This window comes from Serratia sp. T13T92, from assembly GCF_047530105.1.
Classification (GTDB): Bacteria; Pseudomonadota; Gammaproteobacteria; order Enterobacterales; family Enterobacteriaceae; genus Chania; species Chania fonticola.
In genome coordinates this window covers 144,135-150,848 of sequence record NZ_JBLJAK010000010.1, presented here as the reverse complement: position 1 = coordinate 150,848, position 6,714 = coordinate 144,135, and the positions used below count along the sequence as shown (strand labels likewise).

At 52.7% G+C, this 6,714-nt stretch carries 7 protein-coding genes and 1 pseudogene; 1 reads left to right on the top strand and 7 read right to left on the bottom strand.

Going from position 1 to position 6,714, the window contains the following annotated elements:
• Window positions 1–357: 357 nt before the first annotated feature.
• From ACMV5I_RS12790 to ACMV5I_RS12765, 6 genes and pseudogenes are all read right to left on the bottom strand, one after another.
• Window positions 358–1,308, bottom strand: a pseudogene (locus tag ACMV5I_RS12790) (transketolase family protein); the annotation flags it as partial.
• Entirely contained in the window at window positions 1,301–2,137 is an 837-nt protein-coding gene (locus ACMV5I_RS12785; RefSeq protein WP_414824500.1) for a transketolase, read from the bottom strand. The pseudogene ACMV5I_RS12790 and the gene ACMV5I_RS12785, both read right to left, overlap by 8 nt.
• Complete coding sequence (locus ACMV5I_RS12780; RefSeq protein ID WP_121607388.1) at window positions 2,134–3,516, bottom strand: PTS ascorbate transporter subunit IIC; 1,383 nt, start codon at window positions 3,514–3,516, stop codon at window positions 2,134–2,136. Before ACMV5I_RS12780 ends, ACMV5I_RS12785 begins: the two co-directional genes overlap by 4 nt.
• 23 nt (window positions 3,517–3,539) lie before the next feature.
• Complete coding sequence (locus ACMV5I_RS12775) at window positions 3,540–3,821, bottom strand: PTS sugar transporter subunit IIB (RefSeq protein WP_021178540.1); 282 nt, start codon at window positions 3,819–3,821, stop codon at window positions 3,540–3,542.
• 97 nt (window positions 3,822–3,918) lie between these two features.
• Window positions 3,919–4,362, bottom strand: coding sequence for a PTS sugar transporter subunit IIA (locus ACMV5I_RS12770; RefSeq protein ID WP_414824499.1), 444 nt, complete (start codon window positions 4,360–4,362; stop codon window positions 3,919–3,921).
• Window positions 4,363–4,387: 25 nt separating this feature from the next.
• Window positions 4,388–4,726: a hypothetical protein gene (locus ACMV5I_RS12765; RefSeq protein WP_261287808.1), complete on the bottom strand. Its 339-nt coding sequence runs from the start codon at window positions 4,724–4,726 to the stop codon at window positions 4,388–4,390.
• A 109-nt stretch (window positions 4,727–4,835) separates the two neighbouring features.
• Here ACMV5I_RS12765 and ACMV5I_RS12760 point away from each other — a divergent pair, with 109 nt between their 5' ends.
• Window positions 4,836–5,855, top strand: coding sequence for a LacI family DNA-binding transcriptional regulator (locus tag ACMV5I_RS12760; protein WP_046808384.1), 1,020 nt, complete (start codon window positions 4,836–4,838; stop codon window positions 5,853–5,855).
• Between the two features lie 57 nt (window positions 5,856–5,912).
• Here ACMV5I_RS12760 and ACMV5I_RS12755 read toward each other — a convergent pair whose 3' ends face one another.
• Window positions 5,913–6,605, bottom strand: coding sequence for an oligogalacturonate-specific porin KdgM family protein (locus tag ACMV5I_RS12755; RefSeq protein WP_414824498.1), 693 nt, complete (start codon window positions 6,603–6,605; stop codon window positions 5,913–5,915).
• Window positions 6,606–6,714: the final 109 nt, after the last annotated feature.

Genomic DNA, 6,714 nt, shown 5'->3' with positions numbered 1-6,714 from the left:
ATGGCCGTAATTTGAGAAACATAGCAGGCTGATTTTAAAGAGAATTTTTCCGAGTGCCCTATTGATTCGCTTGAAATAATTCCCATAAAAAACAGTAAGATGCCGAGTTGTGTATAAGAGACAGCCCACAGGGAGAGGGGACCGATCGAGTGGATCTGAAAATTCGGTGGCTCACCTTGGATGAGGAGGCGGTCGAATTTGCTGAGATTAACTCTTTACTTCCAGCAAAGTACCGCCAAACAGCTCCCTCTCCCTGTGGGGTGGTTGGGGCTAGCTTGCTGATATTACCTATTTACTTCCAGCAGAACACGGGCTATCAGCTCCCTCTCCCTGTGGGAGAGGGTTGGGGTGAGGGGTCAACAACTCATCCGCAGCCGCCACAATATGCGCCGCCGTCAGGCCATATTCCTGCTGCAAGAACTCCTGCGTGCCCACTTGCCCATAGCGGCCTTTCACCCCCACCCGCCGCATCGGTACCGGGCATTCCTCCACCAGCACCTCCGCCACCGCCGAACCAAGCCCGTTATGAATGCTGTGGTTCTCGCAGGTGACGATCCTGCCGGTTTTCGCCGCAAAGGTTTTGATGATTTCACGATCGATAGGCTTGAGCGTAAACATGTCTATCACCGCCGCGCTGATGCCACGCTGTTGCAGTTCCTGCGCGGCCTGTAACGCTTCGGTCACCATAATGCCATTGGCGATCAGCGTAATGTCGCTGCCGTCACGCAACAGATTAGCCTTGCCAATGGTGAAACGATAGCCTGCGGGATAAATACGTGTCGCCTGCTTACGGATGGTTCGCACCCAGTAGAAGCCTTGCAACTTCACCAGTTGCTGCAAAATATCCTGGAACATGGTGGCATCAGTCACCTCCAGCACCACCGAATGCGCCAGACCCCGCACGATCCCCATATCTTCAAACGACATATGCGTGCCCCCGTTATGGCAGGCGCTGACCCCGGCATCGGAAGCGATCACCTTGACGTTGTTGCGCTGATAGTCCAACGACATAAACAGCTGATCGAAACAGCGGCGGCTGGCAAAAGCGGTGAAGGTATGGACAAATGGCACTCGTCCGGTCAGTGACAAACCGGCGGCCACGCCAATCACATTGGCCTCCATGATACCGCAGTTGATGACCCGCTCAGGGTGATCCTTATGTACGCCATCCATCGCCATCGAACTCATCAGATCGGCTTCCAGTGCAATCACCGGCGTATCGGCTTCGGCCTGTTGGCGGATCACGCTGGCGTACACCTTGCGCATTTCTACGGCGTCTTTTTCCAACGGCATTTCCAGGTTAAACATGGGCAGCCTCCAATTCGGCAATGGCCTTTTCGATTTCGCTACGAACATCTGGCGTTAAGCGCAGATGGTGTGAGTTTTTCAGGCTCTCCAGATACGCCACGCCCTGCCCCTTGAGGCTATCGAGGATCACCACCAATGGCCGTTGCTCGCCACTGCGTTCCGGCAATACGGCATCACGGATCGCCGCAATGTCATCCCCACGAACGCTCTGTACCTCAAAACCAAAGGCGCGGAATTTACCCGCCAGATCGAAGGGTTTGATCACCTCATCCAATGTGCCGTCCAGTTGCTGTTTGTTGTAATCAATAAACAACGTCAGATTATGCAGATTGTGGTGGGCGATAAACTGGAACGCTTCCCAACATTGGCCTTCGTTCAATTCACCATCCCCCAGGATGCAGAATACCCGGTTGCTGCGCTTTGCCAGTTGGTGTGAAAGCGCCATACCGGCAGCGATAGATACCCCCTGCCCGAGCGATCCGGTGGTGGCATCCACCCCACGGGTTAGCAAGCGATCTGGGTGGCTCGGCAACCGGGTGCCATTCTGGTTGAGTGTTTGCAACTGCTCCAAGGGGAAATAGCCCTTAAGCGCCAGCACGCTATACAGCGCCGGACCAGCATGGCCTTTCGACAGCACGAAATAATCGCGCTCAGGCCAATCCGGGTCACCCGGATCGATACGCATCACTTCGCCGTATAACACCGCCAGCGTTTCAACCACCGACATACAGCCGCCGTAATGGCCAAACCCCAGCCCAGTGAGTGCCTTCAGCGTTTCCAGACGGATCGCCCCGGCCAATTGCGTCAAATCAGTCACGGTGTTGCTCATGAACTTTCCTCCTTATTTCTGGCTGGGGCATCTTTGCGTTTTCCCAGGAAGTTATGCGCGACCAGCAGGCCAAAGATGGCGACGATCGCGACCATGATCATTTCTTTAGTCAGGAAGCGCGCCATATTGCCCAACACGATCCCCACCACGCCGAAGTCCGTATCGGAGAAGGTGGTGTTGGCAAAACCCAGCGCGCCCAGTACCGGTAACAACAGCACCGGCAGGAAGGTAATCAACAGGCCGTTGGCAAATGCCCCCAGCATGGCACCGCGCCGCCCACCGGTCGCATTGCCGAACACCCCGGCAGTGGCCCCGGTGAAGAAGTGCGGCACCACGCCCGGCAGGATCAGCACCATCTTCATTTGGCCGAGCAAGAACAGACCGGCCAGGCCACCTAGGAAACTGAACAGGAAACCAATCAACACCGCATTCGGGGCATAGGGATAGACCACCGGGCAGTCCAGCGCCGGGCGGGCATTAGGGACCAGTTTTTCCGAGAAGCCGGTAAAGGCCGGGACGATCTCGGCCAGGATCAGACGCACCCCTTGCAGAATGATGAATACCCCGGCGGCAAAAGTGATCGCCTGAATAATCGAGTACACCAGGTAGTTCTGCCCGCCACTCAATTGGCTTTCGACGTAATCCTGGCCCGCGCAGATAGCCAGGATCAGGTAGATCACGATCATGGTCATCGAGATGGAAATCGAGCTGTCACGCAGGAAGCTGAGGTTTTTAGGTAAGTTCATCTCCTCGGTGGAACGCGAATTTTTCCCCACCTTGGAACCGATCCAGCCGGAAAGGACATAGCCCAAGGTGCCGAAATGGCCAAAGGCAATGTCGTCGTTGCCGGTAATGCGGCGCATATAGCGCTGGGCAATCGCCGGGAAGAACGCCATCACCAATCCCAGAGTCAGCGCTCCGGTGAACACCAGCTGTACGCCCTCAAAACCGGCCACGGTAAGGATGATGCCGATCATACAGGCCATGTAGAAGGTGTGGTGCCCGGTTAGGAAGATGTATTTCAAGCGGGTAAAGCGGGCCACGATGATGTTGGCCACCATGCCAAACGCCATAATCAGCGCGGTGGAGGCACCGTATTTCTCTAGTGAGATAGAGACAATGGCTTCGTTATTGGGAATAATGCCCTGAATATTGAACGCATGCTCAAACATGCCGCCTAATGGATTCAGTGAGCCGACTAATACCGTCGCCCCACCGCCCAACACAATAAAGCCCAGAATGGTTTTAACCGTACCTTTGACCACGTCAGAAAAAGATTTCTTTTGTGCCAATAGACCAATCAAGGCAATCACCCCGACCAATACCGCCGGGACCTTTAATATATCAACCACAAACCTGAGCGTTTCCTGGATAAACATATCCACCTCGCCAATGGGTTAGATTAAATAATGGAATGGGCTGTGAAGTAAGCACGCAGCTTGGCTTCAAGCTCATTAATATCAATGATATTGCTGATCACCACTAACTGGTCGGCTGGCACACTGGCGCTAGCAGCAATATCTTTCGCCATCACGAAGATATCTGCCGCACCCGGCGTTGCCGAGGAAAGATCGGAATGTTCAACCTCCGCCTCAATATTCATTTTTTTCAGCACTTTCTTGATGTTCATTTCCACCATAAAACTGCTGCCCAATCCTGAGCCACAAATAGCCATGATTTTCATTATTCTTACCTGCCAAATTTTATGTGTAGGATAGCGTCACCCGATATCTATCGGATGCTGAGTATTATCAAAAACTGCGGGTATAACCGGTTAGAGATTAATAATTGGCGATAACATCCTCAATTTGCCGTTTGGTTTGCGCCAGGAACAGTTTCTCCATGGCTTCGCTATCAGAAAATAACTCGGCCAGCTGCGAGATCATTTCAATGTGGCTACTGCTATCCGGAGCGGAAAGCATCACCACGATGAAGACCGGATCGTTATCTTCGGACTGAAAATGGACGCCCTGATTGATCTTTAATAGTGAAAGACCAAGCGCTTTGGCGCCCTCCTCCGGCCTGGCATGGGGCATCGCGATACCGGGTGCCAACACGTAATAGGGCCCCAGCGCCTGATGTTGGTGAAATATGGCCGTCAGGTAATCGGCGGTGATCACACCACGCTGCAGTAGCGGCTGAGCACTCAGCGTGACCGCCTCCTGCCAGTCGGTAACCTGATCGCACAGTTGAATGTGTTCGGCGTTCAACCAGTCGTTGAGCACATCTCCTCCTTATGGGGTTTTTCCCTTAAACCGCCAGAGTTTCCGAACCGAAACGGGACGAAATCTGTTGGCTATGGATCGTTTGATGGCACGTAGCCGTCATGGAAAAGCCCGGCGACGGTAAAACTTTAATCAACGTGCAGGGGTTAAACTGTGACTTATCGCACAAAGATAGCGCTACCAAAAATCCATCATCCAGATCTGTGATAGCGCTATCAAAACTATCGGGGATGAAACTCGGCGGCTCAGTTTTTTTATCGATCGCCAAAGGAACGGGGTAGAATGGGCGCAGAAGCGGGAATGTTGAACCCATTGCAGCTAGGCGACAAGCTTGAAAGACGACGGGTATAGATGGGCGCAGCATGCAGCGCCCCTACGTTGTGAGCCCGGAGAGGGTTTGTCAGCAGTCTCAGATGGACTTCACCCCATGAGCTCATTTATGCGTTATGCGCGCATTTCAGTCAGGATCAGCAATGTCGATCGGTAGAAAACGACGCAGTACCGGCCGGGTTACCCTGGCCGACGTAGCCCAATTGGCAGGCGTGGGCACCATGACCGTCTCGCGGGCGCTACGCACGCCGGAACAGGTTTCAGATAAGCTGAGAGAAAAAATTGAGTCGGCGGTCAGTGAGTTAGGTTATCTCCCCAACCTGGCGGCCAGTTCGTTAGCCTCGGCGTCTTCTTATACCATCGCCATGGTGGTGCCGAGTTTTTCCGAGTCCGGCTGTGCGGATATGTTTGCCGGGTTACAGCGGGTACTGCAACCGGCGGGTTACCAGATCATGCTGGCCGAGTCCCAACATCATATCGAGCGTGAAGAAACGTTGCTGGAAACCCTGCTCTCTTACAACCTGGCTGCGGCGGTGCTGTTAAGCATTGAGCATTCTGAAAATACCCGTCAGGCATTAACCGCAGCCAATATTCCGGTAGTGGAAATTGGAGCAATCCGTACCGACCCGATCGACATCAATATCGGCATCGATTACGTCGCCGCCATGTATCAGCTCACTCAAACCGTGATTGCCAGCGGGTATCAGAATGTTGGCCTGCTGTGCGCCAATCAGGAACAGTGGATTTTCCAACAGCATCTGCAAGGCTGGCACAAAGCGCTACTGCAAAACCACATGTCCCCTCATCGGGTGATTAATGCCGCACAACCCGCCAGCTTCAGCCTCGGCGCCCAGCAGTTACCGGAGTTTTTACTGGCCTGGCCGGAGTTGGATGCCTTGGTCTGTGCGTCTGATGAACTGGCCTGTGGCGCGCTGTATGAATGCCAGCGGCGGCGGATCAAGGTGCCGGAGCAGTTGGCGATCGTGGGGTTTGGCAACAGCGAGGTCAGCCAGGTCTGCCAGCCGCCGCTGACGACCATGACCGTGCCGCATAAGGAGATTGGTATCCAGGCAGGTAAGGCATTGTTGGCGCGCTTGAACGATCAACCCTGGCAGCCCGAAGGGTCGATCCCTTCAACCCTGTGCCGTCGTAGCAGCTGTTAATCGCGATAATACCGGGAACCCGCAGAAAAGACGGCGTTCCCGGTAAATCAACTACACTTACCAGCTATAGTTTATCCCAACACGGTAGCGTGTTTGGCGGTTATCGTGTTGGCTATCTTGCTTCACGTTCCCCACTTCAACATAAGGCTTCCAGTTTTTATCCCACTTGTAAGCCAGCTTGACGTTATGTTCGTAATCGGTTTTGCCGTCATCAAAAATAACCTTGTTGCTGCTCTTATACACGTAGTTATATTCGGCCGACCAGTCTTTGTAGAAGTTATAACCTAACCAAAAATCGCCACGGTTGGTTTTCTCATCCCCCTCTGATCCTTTTGAGGTGGTGCGCTTATATTCGTAGCGATATCTGCCCGCCACATAAATGTCTTTGGTAAAGTTATACTGCGCACGCAGATAAGGACGATAACCGTTATTATTACTATTGGACTCTAGCGAGAATCCAGGCTGCAGGGTGATCGCATCAAATTTATGCTGATAGCTGACGACAGCTTCTGTGCCATTACTGACCTGCTCGTGGAAAGGTTTATCAGGCGTCGAGTCTGAAGAGTCCTGACGCCATTTTGCTTCCAGAGAGAATCCCAGGCCGTTATCGAAACGATGCGATACCAGCATTCTATTTTTATGGTCGCCTTTGGCTGTATCCTGCCATTCATGGCGCAAATCAAGCGACATGGCCATTGCACTAAAGTTTGCTGCAGAGGCTAACACCAGAGTCAATAATTTAAATTTCATTATTACTACCCTTATCATTAATTATAGAAAAGCATCCCCACTCTAATTAAGGGGGTTGTAGTGTTTTTTGAAATACTTATTACTCAAAAACGGAAATAGCGAACATATA